This window comes from Alkalibacillus salilacus (genome assembly GCF_030812915.1).
GTDB classification, from domain to species: domain Bacteria; phylum Bacillota; class Bacilli; order Bacillales; family Alkalibacillaceae; genus Alkalibacillus; species Alkalibacillus salilacus.
The window spans coordinates 253,944-268,687 of the sequence record NZ_JAUSTQ010000001.1 but is presented as its reverse complement, the minus strand read 5'-3'; the positions used below and the strand labels follow the sequence as shown (position 1 = coordinate 268,687).

Sequence of the window (14,744 nt, the reverse complement as noted above, 5' to 3'; positions counted from 1 at the left end):
CATGCGCCACCTCTCTTTTTTTGCTTATTTAACGTTTTATCATGCCATAAAATACATAACTATAATCATTCGAGTACTCGTGATAAAGTTTGATTTCTTGGCGGAAAATAGTTACTACTTCTAAAGCGTCTGAGACATTTGAGTATTGTTGTTCCAATGTTTTCAGGTTTGCTTCAAGAGGGTTGTAATAACCCTCGGTCCAATCTTCTTTAGGTAAAACAAATGAAAATTGATAATCATAATGATGTTCGATGATCTGATTAATTTTGTTGGGAATCGTATCAATGTCAGGGTAAACTTCTTTCCAAAATGCTCTGATTTCAGGTGGTGGGTTGTGATGCAACCATGACACCTCACTGCAGACCAAATAGCCACCTGGTTTTAATAGAGACTTCCATTGTTCCAACCCTGCTTGAAATCCTGCAATATAAATTGAGCCCTCAGCCCAAATAAGATCGAATGACTCCGGTTGGAAGTCCATTTCGAACATGGACATATTAATAGCAGTGACTCGATTGTCTAAATCTTGACGCTGTGCCCTTGCCGTTAAGTCATCCAAGGTTGTCAATGCTCTGGTGCGAAAATCTAAAGGTTGCTTTACTTAAAAGCTGGGCAACCTTATTTTTAAATTGATATTTCCCGGGAAATTTTTCGACAAAAAACACGAACCTCTTGCTTGAAGAGGTTCGTGTTTTTTAATCTTCTTCAGTTAATTCCGTTAAGTCAACTTCAAATTCTTTCGGTTCATCTTCGTTCACGTAAAAAATGGTTGCTTTTTGAGTATCGTCGTTAACTTCTTTGATGTAAATGTATTTGCCGTTGTAAACGACATCTCGCATATTCGGATCATCTTTAATGTCTTTTGCTTGCATTAAGTTCATAAGTTAACCCTCCTTAATTGAGTCCTTATTCAACCATTACCGAAATAGACTGTGTTCAAACATTCAATATTAAAAAGATTTATTTTGCCAAAGCAAATATCTTGAATTAAAGATAATGTTGTATTAAGGTAGTAGTTGTGTGAAAAACATCACACCGTTTCGTAAATTCATAAACTAGGAAGGGTAAGAGTTTTGGGGTTATTCAGTAAGTTATTTGGAAAGACTAAAGAAGAACAAGAAACAAAGGAGAATGATCAAATGTCAAACGTAAAATTAGCCATTATTTTTTATAGTATGAGTGGTACAAACTACCAACTAGCTAAATGGGCAAAAGAAGGCGCTGAAGCACAAGGCGCTGAAGTAAAAGTACTTAAAGTTGAGGAACTAGCACCTCAATCAGCAATCGAAGAAAATGAAGCATGGAAAGCAACTGTTGAAGCAACATCTGACGTACCCGTCGCGACATCAGATGATATCGAATGGGCAGATGCGTTGATCTTCAGTACCCCAACTCGCTTTGGTAACTTACCTTCCCAAATGAAACAATTCTTAGATATGCAAGGTGCACTTTGGGCAACTGGTAAAACGGTTAATAAAGTGGTTAGTGGCATGAGCTCAGCTCAAAACCCTCACGGTGGTCAAGAAGCAACGATTTTATCACTTTATACATCTATGATGCACTGGGGCGCGATTATTGCAGCACCAGGTTATTCAGACGGTTCCATCTTTGCTGCTGGCGGTAACCCATACGGCACAACGGTAACAGTCGATCAAGATGGCAATATGACAGAAGATGCTGAAGAGGCTGTTAAACACCAAGCAAAACGTACTGTGTCTGTTGCTGAAGGTGTGAAGAACATTTAAATCTTTAGCACGGAGTGTAAGGTCTAACTATCTTAGTTAGGCCTTTTTCTTTTGGTGAGATGTAGGTTCCTTATTTTGAAGGTAGGGCATAATAACCGTTTCAAGTTCGATGAATAAAGTTAGTTACTTATTTAATAGGATGTAAAATAAATATTCGAGTTGGTCATGTATTTTTGAGTATTAATCTTTAATCCATGTTAAAATAAGTTAACTAAAATAGTCAGGGGGCTTACCATGCTATTACCAGAACGGTTGTTGTTATTAGGAACCAGGCGTGAAAAAGGGACGATTCCTATGTCGGTAGCAAATCGGATGGCTTATGGATTGGCGGGAGCTACTTTAATGGAGTTGGCTTTCCGTGAGAAGCTAGATATCAGCAAAAAGCAATTGCGTGTTGTTGATTCAGAGCCAACAGGTATTTCCTATCTGGATGATACTTTAATCGAAATCAATCGATCCAAGAAACCTCGTAAAGCTAAATATTGGGTGCAGAAGCTAGGACGTAAGCGGCTGCAGCTGCAAGTTTATGAGCGTTTAGCTGAAGAGGGTGTCGTTCGCGATGAGACACAACAGTTTTTAGGGATTTTTCCAATAAGACGTTATCCAGTAGAACAATCGGTGGTATTAGACGAGTTAATGAGTGAAGTAAGAGAAGCGACGTTCACAGATAATCTTGAGCAATTAGAAGATTCTCGTATTGTCTCTTTGCTAGGACTCATTTCTGTTTGTGAGTTACGAAAATTCTTGTTTAACTCAGATAAACAGAAAGAAGCGAAAAAACGCTTGAAAGCAGTCATGGAAAGCGACGTACTCGCACGTTCGGTTTCTGAAGCGGTGCAAGCTGTAGAAACGGCCGTGATGGCTGCTGTAGCAGGTGCGGCTGTTGCGTCGAGTTCCTCTTCATAATTGTACTAAGAAGCAGTTGAGGGAAATGATTATAGAAAAGTTAAACAATCTCTGAACAGTAAGCAAATTAATAACTAAAAAGAGTGAACAAAAATGAAGATAATTGCAGACCGCCATAAAAGTTTTGAATTGGAAGAACTACTTGAAAAGCCACTGTTTGCACATCTTGCAACGGTGGAAAACGATTCGCCTAAAGACACACCTTGTTGGTTTCATTGGGAAGATGGGCACTTATGGATCATCGGAACCCCATCTGATACTTTTCCAAATAGGATCAAACAACATCCAAAATGTGCTATTGGAATTATTGATTTCAATCCTCATACTGGCTTGGTATTACATGCTGGTTTTAGAGGGACTGCAACAGTTGAACCATTCGATGAAACCATTGCTAATAAGTTATTGTCACGTTATTTGGGACCGAAAGAAACTGATTGGCCTCCACGCTTTAGACAGATAGATAGAAGTAGTGTGTTGGTTAAATTCAAGCCTGATACAGTGGTGGTAAGAGATCAATCTTACTCATTACCAAACGACGGAGACGCCTTCACATTTTAATGAACTAGGAAACAGGTAGATACGCTCTGCCTGTTTTTTATTTTGTCCGAACAAAATTTTAAAATTATTTGACAATAAACCGCTTACATATTATAGTGTGTGATGTATACATCATACATAGAGGTGGATGTTATGAGTAAATTCGATTTAAAACCGATTCAAAAAAACAAAACATCAAAAGAGTTAGTCTACGATGAGTTAAAAAGTGCGATCTTACATGGATCGATCCCTAAAAATGAATTAATCACAGAAATATCATTGTCTAAATCCTTTGATGTCTCGAGAACACCGGTGCGTGAAAGCTTGGCGGAATTAACGAAAGAAGGGCTTTTAGTACATGAGCAACGGAAAGGCTTCAAAGTAAGGGAAATTTCCGAAAATGAAAAAGAACAGATTATTTATTTAAGGAAATCAATGGAGAAAGAAGGCGTTCGGAAGTTAGCCCCGCTTATTACTGAAGAACAAATTCAAGAGCTTTATGACATCTTATCTGAACAGGAAGAGGCTGCTCAAAATGATGATCGATTACGTAATATCGAGCTAGACCAAATGTTTCATAAAACCATACTAGAATTTGCTGAGCAAAATATGTTCAAAAAGATTTTTATCGATCTGCATAATTTAACGAGGGTAATAGGTCATGAAGCGTTGATGAAGCCGGGTCGTATGGAAGAAGTTATTAAAGAACATCGGGCCATTTTAGAAGGTTTACAAGAACAAGATGAGCAGATAGCTATGGACAAGCTAGACTATCACTTAAGCAATACAGAAACGGTTGTTAAAAATATTAAGTAACAACTAGGCATGGAGGTAGAAGTCATAATGTATCAATTCAACTTAAACTATCAAGGGGAAAAAATACCTGTCAATCTCTCGGAAGTCTATTGCATTGGCTATACGGGACGCAATAAGGAAAAGACCTTAGAGCATATTAAAGAGCTGAAAGAGATGGGAATTCCTGAACCAAGCCAAGTCCCAGCACTGTATCCGATTAGGTTAACAAGCTTGAATCAAATAGGCCAAATGGATGTAATCGGCGGAAAATCAAGTGGCGAAGCTGAAATTGTATTGATCTTCGGTGACGAAACTTATATCACAGTTGGCAGTGACCATACTGATAGAGGCTTAGAAACAGTCGATATTAACAAATCCAAGCAAGTTTGTGACAAACCATTCGCTAATGATGTCTGGAAGTTATCAGACGTTCAAGATCATTGGGATCAACTAGAATTATCATCTGACATTTATGTAGATGGAGAATGGGTTCCTTACCAGCATCATGATTTAACGGCGATTATTCCATACGAAGAAATAATAGAATACTTGAATCAGAATCATGTGCCTTTGCAGGGGTCAATTGTATTTGCGGGCACGGTTCCTTTATTGGATGGTTTTAAATTCGGAGAGAAATTCAAGATGCGCTTAAAAGATCCAGTTTCTAATAAACAGATTGAAACTGAATATACCATTAACCAAATTGCAGGTGAGTCATAATGAACTTCTCAGTTTTTCAAATGGATATAGTCCCAGGGGATCCTGAGGCAAACAGACAACTTCTTACTGAGTGGATTGATCGTGATGTTGAGGAAAATAGTCCAGACACCATCGTGATTCCCGAAATGTGGACGACAGCTTATACATTACCAGAATTAGAAGATATAGCTGATCAAGATGGTGAGCCTACCATTTCATTCTTAAAGGATTTAGCTACAAAACACCACGTGAATATCGTGGGTGGATCTATAGCGAATAAAAAAGAAGGAGGGATCTATAACACGGCTGTGGTGATCAACCGTGAAGGTGAACTGGTCTATCAATATGATAAAGCGCATTTAGTGCCTATGTTAAATGAACATCATTATCTCACAGGGGGTGAGAAGCCAGCGGAGGTATTTGAATTAGATGGCGTCAAATTTGGGTTAATCATTTGTTACGATTTGAGATTTCCAGAACTGATTAGACCATTAGCTTTAGAAGGAGCTCAAGTACTATGTGTTGTAGCAGAATGGCCGGCTGCTCGTAGGAAACATTGGCGGAGCTTACAAATTGCTAGAGCGATTGAAAATCAAATGTATGTCGTTTCGAGTAATCGAATCGGTGAGTATGATGGTCAAGAATTTAGTGGCAATTCCATGGTTGTCGACCCATGGGGAGATGTCTTGGCAGAAGGTAGCAATAGTCAGGAAGAAACGTTAAGCCTAAGACTAGATTTAGAAAAGGTGAAAAAGGTTAGGCACGATGTTCCGATTTTCGATAGTCGGGTACCTGAAATTTATAAAAAAGATAGAGGAGTGTAGAAAATGAAGAAAGTACTTTTATTGTTATTATCAACAACTTTATTGATCTTGGTTGCCTGCGGAAGCGGGGGCGAATCGGAATCTGGGTCTGGTGATGGAGAATCAACTAGTATTAAACTAGCGCATTCAGGTTCTGAATCACACCAGTATCAAATAGCTGCCGAAAAGTTTAAAGAGTCAGTTGAAGAAAAAACAGACGGTGGCGTTACGATTGAAATTCATGGAAATGCAACGCTGGGTAGTGAAGCAGATGCCGTAGAACAAGTGATGGATGGTTCACTTGAGATGACAACAGTAGCAGCAGACAGTTCATTTGCAAATACAGTAGAAGAGATGAATGTTTTTGGCATTCCTTATTTATTTGATGACGAAGACCATGTTTATAGTGTTCTAGATGGAGAAATCGGACAAGATTTATTGGATAAGACTTCAGAGTACGACATGAAAGGATTAGGCTACTGGGAAGTAGGATTCAGACATTTAACGAACAATCAACGTGAAATTAATCAGCCTGAAGATGTAGAAGGATTAAAGATACGTGTTCAACCTTCAGACGTTTGGGAAGAGCATATGTCAGCTTTAGGAGCTGAGCCGACACCAGTTGATTTCAATGAATTATACTCTGCATTAGACCAAGGTGTAGTTGATGGGCAAGAGAACCCATTACCGACAATTGATTCAATGAAATTCTATGAAGTGCAGGATCATGTTGCTTTAACGTCCCATACTTATTCACCAGCAATCGTGGTTATGAATCAAGGAGTATTTGACGGCCTAACTGATGAGCAACAAACGGCAGTCGAGGAGGCTGTAACAGAAACTACTGAATATCACAGAGAGACACTAGCTGAAAAAGAAGACGAGATTAAACAAAAGCTTAAGGATAATGGTGTCACGATTACCGAACCAAATCGTGAAGCATTCCGTGAAGCAACACAAGATGTAAAAGAAGCTGTATCAGACAGAGTTCCAGAGGATCTAATTAACCGTATCGAAGAAGCACGTAACTAAAGAACTGGACTAGCTCCTACCGTTATAAAGCTAGGAGCTAGTTTCTTATCTTAATTGTAAATGAAATGAGGTGTTTCTATTGCTTAACAAAATAGATACCTTAATCTATCGACTTGTAGAAGTCATAGTTGCTATTACATTATCAACAACTGTGGTTGTGACCTTTTTACAAGTTTTGTTTCGCAAAGTGATCCAACAGCCTTTGAGTTGGTCGCAAGAAGTCTTGATGATTTCGTTCGTTTATAGCATTCTGTTTGGTGCTGCATTGTTAATTTATAATAGTGGCCATCTGACAGTTGATTTATTTGAGGAAGCAAAGGGTTTAACTATTAAAGTATTAAAAGTGTTGGAGTTTGTCCTAGTTGGATTTACGATTATCTTTTTAGTTTTATATGGTGTCCAACTGGTTCAGAACAATTTAGATTCTGGTCAAACATTAGGGTTTTTAGACATCCAAAAAGCTTATGTTTATTTAGCTTTACCAATCAGTGCAGTCTTAATGTTTTACTTCCATGTTAGGAAGGTGTTCAAATGATTTGGCTTGTTGTATTATTATTTGTTCTTATACTACTTAGAATTCCGATTGCTTTCTCACTTATATTTGTTTCGATTTTAGGTATATTATTCAGCAGTCCTGATTTATTAATTAATGTACCTCGTAATGTGTTTAATGGGATTGATCAATTCACATTAGTCGCCATTCCATTGTTTGTTCTAGCAGGTGAATTAATGACCAAAGGTGGTATTTCGAAACGATTGATCAACTTCTCTAAAACAATTGTGGGTCCATTACCTGGTGGACTAGCAATGGTCGTAATTATAACTAGCGTTTTCTTTGCTGCATTAACAGGTACAGCCATAGCGGCAGCAGCGGCTATTGGTGGTATGATGATTCCTGAGATGAAGAAAGATGGTTATGATCTACGTTTCTCATCAAGTCTAGTAGCATCAGCTGCAACAATTGGTCCTATTATACCGCCAAGTATTGTACTCATCTTGTACGGAGTAATGGCCAATGAATCTATCGGTGACTTATTCATTGCTGGTGTGATTCCAGGGTTGCTAATGGGACTAGGATTGATGGTCTATAGTTATTTCGTTGGTAAGAAGTATAATTATAGAGCTAGTGAAACGCGGGCTTCTTTAGGTGAAGTTTTACATGGATTTAAGCATGCGGTTCTTGCACTCATGATGCCAGTCATTATTATTGGTGGTATTGTATCAGGCATGTTCACGGCAACAGAATCAGGTGTCATTGCGGTTGTGTATGCTGTCATTATCGGCATGTTTGTATATAGAGAAATTTCGCTGAAAGACCTAAAACCAATTTTACTACAAACGGCCAAAACAACATCTGCTATTGTCTTCTTAATTGGTGGGGCATCCCTATTCATTTGGTTCTTATCATTTAACCAAATTCCACAACAATTAATTAGTGCATTGGGAGTTGTCGCAGACAATCCGATCTTATTACTTTTATTGATTAATGTCATATTGCTATTGGCAGGAACCTTTATTGATACGATTAGTGCGGTATCTATTTTCACACCATTATTATTGCCACTCGTGGAACAAGCAGGTGTAGATCCACTGCATTTCGGTATTATTTTGGCAGTAAACTTAACCATTGGTATGGTAACGCCGCCACTGGGTGTATGTTTATTTGTGACATCATCCATTGCTGAAATTGGTGTGCCTAAGATGTTTAAGTTTCTCTTTCCACAGGTCGCAATATTAATCGCTGTCTTGTTAGTGATTACTTATATCCCAGATGTCATTTTATTCCCGGTTGAGTTATTTAATAATTAGAGGTGTTGAGTGATGCGCAGTCCTAAAGAAATGAGAGATTTGTTTCGTAAGAATGAGCGTGTAATGACAACTAGCGATTTGTGTCCACATTATTTACAAACGAATCTCATCTCATTACCTTATGAGTATGCGTTTGACTTCTTGTTGTTTTGCAAACGGAATCCGAAAGCTTGTCCATTAATTGAGGTACTTGAACCTGGTCAAGTAGAGCCGACTACAGCATTTGGAGCAGATATAAGAACTGATGTACCGAAATATCGTGTTTATAAAAACGGACAATTTTCAAAAGAAGTGCTTAATCTTTATGATGACTGGTGTGATTCCTTTGTGACGTTTCTAATCGGATGTAGTTTCACATTTGAAAAGGCTTTGGTCGAACAAGGAATTCAGTTATTGCATCAAGAGCAACAAAGGGTTATTCCGATGTACCGGACAACTATCCCGTGTCAGTCTGTTGGGATGTTTACTGGGAACATGGTTGTTAGTATGCGACCTTTAAAACCAAGTGAAGTCGATCAAGCTATTGATATTACGAGCAAATTTGAGACTTCACACGGTTCCCCCGTTCATATTGGAGATCCCAATGAGATAGGGATAGAAGACATTAATCATCCAGATTACGGAGAATCAGTAGATTTTGAGGAGGACAGAGTGCCAGTGTTTTGGGCTTGTGGAGTGACACCTCAGAATGTATTAGAAAAAGCGGGTATTCCAATATTCGTGAGTCATGCCCCAGGGCATATGTTTATTACAGATAGCGTCGAAGAATATAGATAAAGATAGTCCATAATTAAAGCCAGAACGCTTTTCTTTTGTGAAAGCGTTCTGGTTTTTATTATCATTCATCGCCTTATAAGTTGGTGATCACCGAAATGATAATAATCGCGAGAATGAGAATGATCATGCATCCAGGACTACCAAAGAAGCCGCGATCAAAAGTGTCATTTGAATTGTGGTTATCAAACAAAATGAGCCTCCTAGCTCAATTGACGTTTACTTTTATGTAATCATTATATATGATAAAGGAAATAGTTAGAAGTTATCCAGTTTAATGGGGGGATTTTTTGTGGAAGTTTTTAAAGATTATCTAGCAAAGATTGATGATCCTAATCAAAAAGAAAGAATGGAAACAGTACTTAATTGGGTGAAGCAGACATTCCCGCAATTAGAACCAGTCGTCAAATGGAATCAGCCGATGTTCCAAGATCACGGGACGTTTATTATAGCATTCAGTATGGCCAAGCATCACATGTCTATTGCGCCTGAACGTGTGGCGTTGGAACAATTTCTTGATGAGATAAAAGAAGCGGGTTATGAGACGACGAAAGAGTTGTTGAAAATTAAATGGAAAGAACAGGTTGATTATCAATTACTTGAGAAGATGATTGCATTTAATATTGAAGATAAACAAAATTACACAAAGTTTTGGCGATAGAACGGTTTATCTAGGACAATAATTTCATTTTATTTAGACAGAAATGTATAAAGTGTCGATTTAATAGACACTCTATGAAAGTTTGCTGATTGTGACTGTGTGTCAACTTGCTATAATAAAAGTGTAAGGATTATCACAATTATGAAAGTTTTCATAAGGAGGAATTGTCCATGGGTAAACTACAAGACAAAGTAGCGTTTATTACAGGTGGTGCATCAGGTATTGGAGCTGCATCTGCACGATTATTTGCTAAAGAAGGCGCAAAAATCGTGATTGCAGACTTGGATGATGAAAAAGGTCAAGCAGTGGTTGATGAGTTGAAAACGAACGGCACTGAAGCGGCTTTTCATCAAGTGAATACAACGAAAGAAGATCAAGTTGTAGCGGCTTTTGACGATGTAGCGAAAGCATTTGGTCAAATTGATATCGTGTTCAATAATGCAGGTATTGGCTCTCAAGGCCCGACTCATGAATTAGAATACGATGATTGGCGCAAGACGGTTAATGTTGATTTAGATGGTGTCTTTTTAGTAGCGCGTGAAGGCATTCGCAAAATGCGTGAATCAGGCGGTGGCACAATCGTGAATACAGCATCGATGTACGGCCATGTAGGAGCTGCCCAAACAGCTGCTTATAATGCGGCTAAAGGTGGCGTGGTTAACCTTACTCGTTCACTGGGTGTTGAATATGCTGAAGAAAACATTCGCGTAAATGCTCTCTGCCCAGGTTTTATCGAGACACCAATCTTACCGCCAGAGAGTCGAGAAGCCTTAGCTGAAGCAACACCAGTAAAACGTCTAGGACAGCCAGAAGAAATCGCTAAATCAGTTTTATTCCTAGCAAGCGATGATTCTTCCTTCATGACAGGTGCTAGTTTAATCGTCGACGGTGGCGTGACAGCGCAATAAATATAAAAAGGGAAATCTCTTTTAGTATGAGATTTCCCTTTTTTATGTGAGTATTGAATTAAATGACTTCAATGTTACATTGCTTCTTTTATGCCTTTTTGAATAAGCCACCAATTAGCTGGATAACTGACTAAGAAACCAAGAATCATAGCAATCTGCATCATAAACCAAAATGTCGGTTCTACAGGAGTTGGTGGATTTGAGAATAGTAAATAATGAACAACTGCCATCCAACCGAACATACCAATTTGGAAAGTGATTACTGACCAAGTATCGGCTTTGATTGCTGATTTAAAAGCATGGAATTTATACTTGTTTTGTTGCATTGGATAAATAGCTAAAAATTGAAAGATAATGCCAAACAGATAAGCTAATATAAACTCAATTAGATAATGAGCGAATAGAGTCGACCCAACAATGGTCATGCCAGTCAATGCTACAATGGGAACGCCTACGATGTCACCAAATGTACACCCACCAGCACAATGACTAGCCGAAACAAATATTTTTGCTGATTGTTGGCGTTCATCTTCTTGATTTGAGTCTTTCGCCTTTAATCGTCCCCATTTGAAATAGGTCCAGACTGCAAAAGGTCCAAAAAACCAACCATTAATCGGCCAAACGATGTTCATGATTGTCATCATTTGTGGATGTTTGAATACATCGATTGCGATAATCATAGATGACATTATACCAATAACTAAAGCAATCCATGAAATGATTGTTAACATAAGAGTACATCCCTCCTCCTAATCGGGATGTACCCTTTAGTTAAGGGAACGAAACAGGAGCGTTAAGTAAAAGTTATAGTTGTTAATTCAACGCCTCATACCATTCGCGAACTGTATCGTCCTCTTCATGATTAACAAATAATTGCTCATTTTCGCTAGCAACATAAAGAACAGGTCCGTGTTCGCCTTTTAAAAATAGTCTTGCAGAGCCATATTGATCGACGCGAAAATGACCTTTTGCTAAATTTTGTATCGCAAATCCATTCGTTCGAATCAAAACCTCTGGCATCTCCTCAAGCAACTGGACTTCATTAATGTCTGATTGTGCCCATTCAACCCCATACAATCCTGAAACGGTGAACTGTTCATCGGTGATCGTGACTTGATTTGGTTGAAATGCCCAAATGGTTAGGCCTATAATACCAACGATAAACACCACAGCAATACTTCCCGTAATCCAGTACCCACGCTTGCGTTTTGATTCAATTTCGTAACGTTGAATCCAAACAATCCCGACTAAACTGTATAACAATAAGATGGAAAACCCAATTTCCATGCCGTATGGTATAGGCAAAAAGCCGACAATAAAGGTCACGAATAAGATGATGAAAGTATGTAATAAATAGCGTTTAATCGCATTCGTGTATCCATTCGTGATTAGTTGTTGTTGCTCTTCTTTTGAACGATTCGCAAATCCACTGATTAACGTTAAATCGTTTCGTTTATAAACAAGAAAAGTAAAACCTCCCATGATGATTAAGGTAAACCCCATGACGATACCATAAATAATCATACCTTGTGACACAGTTAACCACCTCTTACGTCATTTTATTAAAACCGACAATATCAAATGATCGATCATTCCGATAATTATCTATTGCTCGTTTGATATAAGGAATCGTGTTGTCTGGAAGCTGATTAAGGGGGTGCCATGATAAGTCATCACATTTGTGTGGCTCCATGTTGGTGATCTCGCCTTCCCAATCATTAGCTGTTAAGAAAAAGTCAATGCGCTCGTCATCTGACTGGCGGTGCATCACCCCAACCATGGAAAAATGGTCATAAGGAACCGTGACGCCACCTTCTTCTAACACTTCCCGTTGTGCAGCTTGAATGACGTCTTCACCTCCATCTAAATGCCCAGCTAATACACTGTAGTTCCCATCCTGATAACCTGTGTTATAACGTCTTAATAACAGCACGTGACCGTCTTGAATTAAAAATACATGAACAGCAGCGAGTAACGTAAAACGGTTTTTACTCATGAATATCACCTCTAACTACATTTTAACATGATGTCATATTTAAGAATGGTAGAAATTAAAGCGATTTCTAGGCGTTGGGCTCCAACTCAGGGTTAACTAGATTAGTGGATAATAAAAAAAGAAGGGGATTCTTCTGCCTAACTAGAATAAAAACTTTAGAAAAGGAGTGAATCATATGGTTTTACAACGTATAAGTCTTGTTACGATCGGGTGTCATGAATTGCCATTGTTACGTCAGTTTTATCAAGATTTAGGCTGGGAAGAAACAGATCATGGCTACCAAGATTTTGCGACCTTTAAAACGGCTGGTGTCATGTTGTCGCTATTTTCAGTAGAAGAACTGGCTAAGGAGTCTGGGTTGGAGGTTAGTCCGTTATCACCAAATGCTTTCAAAGGGATTACATTTTCGATTAACGTCGATGAACCAAATCAGGTGGATGCGATCATTGATAAGGTGAAACAAGCAGGAGGAAAAGTATTGAAAGAACCAAGTGGTGTATTCTGGGATGGTTATTCAGCCACTTTTAAGGATCCTGAGTATAACTTATGGGAAGTCGCGTATAATCCAGATTCAACATTTGATGAGCGCGGTGCTATGCTTACTTTATAATTTTAAATGCTTAGACAAGACGTTGCCAATTTGGGTAACGTCTTTTTATTAAGATCAAATAGGTAAAAAGGTTGTTCAGTAGAGAAGTGTTATAATTCGTAAGTTGTGGAAGTGCGCCACCTAGCTATCTCACGAATTTAGGCCTTTATAAAGATTGTACTAATCTATGAGTATAGTATAATGAACATCAAAAGATGTCGAATTATCTGAAATCTTAAAAGGTGGTGTATGAATGGCTAACAAGAAAAAAGTCGCTTCTTTTACAATAGGGGCTGCTTTTGCGTCTACTGTTGTATTTGCGAGTGAAGCGGAAGCCTCTACATACGAGGTTCAGTCAGGAGACTCCCTATGGAACATTGCCCGGGACTACAACATTAGTGTACAAGTGTTGAAGGATATGAATGACCTAGACTCGAACATTATTTATCCTAATCAAACGCTAAAAACGAGCGAGGAATCATCGGGTCAGTCTGATGAAGGCGATGTCGAATTGGTTAATGACTCACAAGATGACGAGGAAGCTCAGGGAAGTGGCTCGACGCAACATCACACAGTTGAACGTGGTGATACGTTAGGCGCTATTTCGAGTCAATATGGTATTTCGCTTCGTGATTTAATGGACTGGAATGATTTAGATACGACGTTAATTTATCCTGGTGATCGTTTGAAGGTTAGCGAATCAAGCAATGATGAAAGTTCTTCGAATGAAAGCTCTGATCAAAATGAGTCAAATGACAGTCAATCAAATAACAATCAATCAACGACGACTTATACGGTAAAGTCAGGGGATACACTTGGTAAGATTGCAGGAGAGTATGGCGTGACGGTTGCCAATTTGAAATCTTGGAACAATCTATCGTCGCATCTCATCTATGTAGACCAAACATTAGATGTAAAAGGCGTGGATAGCCAACCATCTGAGAATACGAGCGAACAGGAGAAGCCTTCTAGTGTCGATTACAATGTTTCGAAGTTAGTCAACATAGCGACTGATATGGAAGGTGTAGGCTATAAGTGGGCTGGCAATAGTCCGAGTGGATTTGATTGTAGTGGATTTATTCAATATGCTTATAGTCAAGCTGGTCAAGACCTTCAACGCCATTCGAGTGATGGTTACTATGATCGTTCGCATTATGTTGATGAACCTAAGATTGGCGATTTAGTCTTCTTTGAAGATACTTATAAGTCAGGTATTTCTCACGTTGGTATTTACTTAGGCGATAATGAATTCATCCATGCTGGTTCTGATGGTGTAGAGATCGCAAGTTTAGATAATAGCTACTGGAATAAGCATTTTGCAGATTTCAAGCGGTTCTACTAAGGAAAGGTAGCGTATCAATTCTTTAAGTGAAAGATCTGTTTTTAAGTTGTAAGTAATTCGGTTTTGGAGTACGAACAAAACAGATGTATTATAAAATAAAGTCGCAGGTATTTTACCCCAAAAGTTAGAGTAAAATCTCTAATTTTTG

Annotated in this window: 19 protein-coding genes; 14 read left to right on the top strand and 5 right to left on the bottom strand. The window is 38.5% G+C overall.

What is annotated here, in order from left to right:
• Positions 1–28: 28 nt before the first annotated feature.
• The gene (locus J2S77_RS01380) at positions 29–559 is read right to left on the bottom strand and encodes a class I SAM-dependent methyltransferase (RefSeq protein ID WP_306973952.1); all 531 of its coding nucleotides are present in this window, start codon (positions 557–559) and stop codon (positions 29–31) included.
• A gap of 136 nt (positions 560–695) precedes the next feature.
• Positions 696–881: a small, acid-soluble spore protein, H family gene (locus tag J2S77_RS01375; RefSeq protein WP_306973950.1), complete on the bottom strand. Its 186-nt coding sequence runs from the start codon at positions 879–881 to the stop codon at positions 696–698.
• 258 nt (positions 882–1,139) lie between these two features.
• Between J2S77_RS01375 and wrbA the strand changes: the two genes are divergently transcribed.
• From wrbA to J2S77_RS01315, 12 genes are all read left to right on the top strand, one after another.
• Positions 1,140–1,745 (top strand): NAD(P)H:quinone oxidoreductase, encoded by a 606-nt coding sequence (wrbA, locus tag J2S77_RS01370; RefSeq protein ID WP_306973948.1) that lies wholly within the window; start codon positions 1,140–1,142, stop codon positions 1,743–1,745.
• A 234-nt stretch (positions 1,746–1,979) separates the two neighbouring features.
• Positions 1,980–2,651: a GOLPH3/VPS74 family protein gene (locus tag J2S77_RS01365; RefSeq protein WP_306973946.1), complete on the top strand. Its 672-nt coding sequence runs from the start codon at positions 1,980–1,982 to the stop codon at positions 2,649–2,651.
• 93 nt (positions 2,652–2,744) lie between these two features.
• Positions 2,745–3,209 (top strand): pyridoxamine 5'-phosphate oxidase family protein, encoded by a 465-nt coding sequence (locus tag J2S77_RS01360; RefSeq protein ID WP_306973943.1) that lies wholly within the window; start codon positions 2,745–2,747, stop codon positions 3,207–3,209.
• Positions 3,210–3,341: 132 nt separating this feature from the next.
• Positions 3,342–4,004 (top strand): GntR family transcriptional regulator, encoded by a 663-nt coding sequence (locus J2S77_RS01355; protein ID WP_306973942.1) that lies wholly within the window; start codon positions 3,342–3,344, stop codon positions 4,002–4,004.
• A 27-nt stretch (positions 4,005–4,031) separates the two neighbouring features.
• Positions 4,032–4,703 carry a DUF2848 family protein gene (locus tag J2S77_RS01350; RefSeq protein ID WP_306973940.1) on the top strand — a complete coding sequence of 224 codons (672 nt, stop codon included), beginning with the start codon at positions 4,032–4,034 and terminating at the stop codon, positions 4,701–4,703.
• Positions 4,703–5,506, top strand: a complete 804-nt coding sequence (locus J2S77_RS01345) for a carbon-nitrogen family hydrolase (RefSeq protein ID WP_306973939.1) — start codon at positions 4,703–4,705, stop codon at positions 5,504–5,506. Before J2S77_RS01350 ends, J2S77_RS01345 begins: the two co-directional genes overlap by 1 nt.
• A gap of 3 nt (positions 5,507–5,509) precedes the next feature.
• Entirely contained in the window at positions 5,510–6,517 is a 1,008-nt protein-coding gene (locus tag J2S77_RS01340; RefSeq protein WP_306973937.1) for a TRAP transporter substrate-binding protein, read from the top strand.
• Between the two features lie 79 nt (positions 6,518–6,596).
• Complete coding sequence (locus J2S77_RS01335; RefSeq protein WP_306973934.1) at positions 6,597–7,052, top strand: TRAP transporter small permease; 456 nt, start codon at positions 6,597–6,599, stop codon at positions 7,050–7,052.
• Positions 7,049–8,326, top strand: coding sequence for a TRAP transporter large permease (locus tag J2S77_RS01330; protein ID WP_306973932.1), 1,278 nt, complete (start codon positions 7,049–7,051; stop codon positions 8,324–8,326). The genes J2S77_RS01335 and J2S77_RS01330 overlap by 4 nt, the downstream gene beginning before the upstream one ends.
• A gap of 12 nt (positions 8,327–8,338) precedes the next feature.
• The gene (locus J2S77_RS01325) at positions 8,339–9,103 is read left to right on the top strand and encodes a putative hydro-lyase (protein WP_306973930.1); all 765 of its coding nucleotides are present in this window, start codon (positions 8,339–8,341) and stop codon (positions 9,101–9,103) included.
• Positions 9,104–9,392: 289 nt separating this feature from the next.
• On the top strand, positions 9,393–9,761 hold the full coding sequence (locus J2S77_RS01320) for an iron chaperone (RefSeq protein WP_306973928.1): 369 nt from the start codon (positions 9,393–9,395) through the stop codon (positions 9,759–9,761).
• A gap of 170 nt (positions 9,762–9,931) precedes the next feature.
• Positions 9,932–10,669, top strand: coding sequence for an SDR family NAD(P)-dependent oxidoreductase (locus tag J2S77_RS01315; RefSeq protein ID WP_306973926.1), 738 nt, complete (start codon positions 9,932–9,934; stop codon positions 10,667–10,669).
• Positions 10,670–10,743: 74 nt separating this feature from the next.
• On the opposite strand, the gene J2S77_RS01310 is transcribed toward J2S77_RS01315, so the two are convergent.
• The 3 genes from J2S77_RS01310 to J2S77_RS01300 all read right to left on the bottom strand — a co-directional run bounded on the left by J2S77_RS01310 (position 10,744) and on the right by J2S77_RS01300 (position 12,665).
• Positions 10,744–11,400 (bottom strand): DUF4396 domain-containing protein, encoded by a 657-nt coding sequence (locus tag J2S77_RS01310; protein ID WP_306973924.1) that lies wholly within the window; start codon positions 11,398–11,400, stop codon positions 10,744–10,746.
• A gap of 82 nt (positions 11,401–11,482) precedes the next feature.
• Positions 11,483–12,205 (bottom strand): DUF3784 domain-containing protein, encoded by a 723-nt coding sequence (locus J2S77_RS01305; RefSeq protein ID WP_306973923.1) that lies wholly within the window; start codon positions 12,203–12,205, stop codon positions 11,483–11,485.
• Positions 12,206–12,218: 13 nt separating this feature from the next.
• On the bottom strand, positions 12,219–12,665 hold the full coding sequence (locus J2S77_RS01300) for an NUDIX hydrolase (RefSeq protein ID WP_306973921.1): 447 nt from the start codon (positions 12,663–12,665) through the stop codon (positions 12,219–12,221).
• Positions 12,666–12,840: 175 nt separating this feature from the next.
• Between J2S77_RS01300 and J2S77_RS01295 the strand changes: the two genes are divergently transcribed.
• Together J2S77_RS01295 and J2S77_RS01290 are read left to right on the top strand one after the other, a co-directional pair.
• Positions 12,841–13,275: a VOC family protein gene (locus J2S77_RS01295; protein WP_306973920.1), complete on the top strand. Its 435-nt coding sequence runs from the start codon at positions 12,841–12,843 to the stop codon at positions 13,273–13,275.
• Between the two features lie 232 nt (positions 13,276–13,507).
• A complete protein-coding gene (locus J2S77_RS01290) occupies positions 13,508–14,596 on the top strand; it encodes a C40 family peptidase (RefSeq protein ID WP_306973918.1) in 1,089 nt (362 codons plus the stop codon).
• Positions 14,597–14,744: the final 148 nt, after the last annotated feature.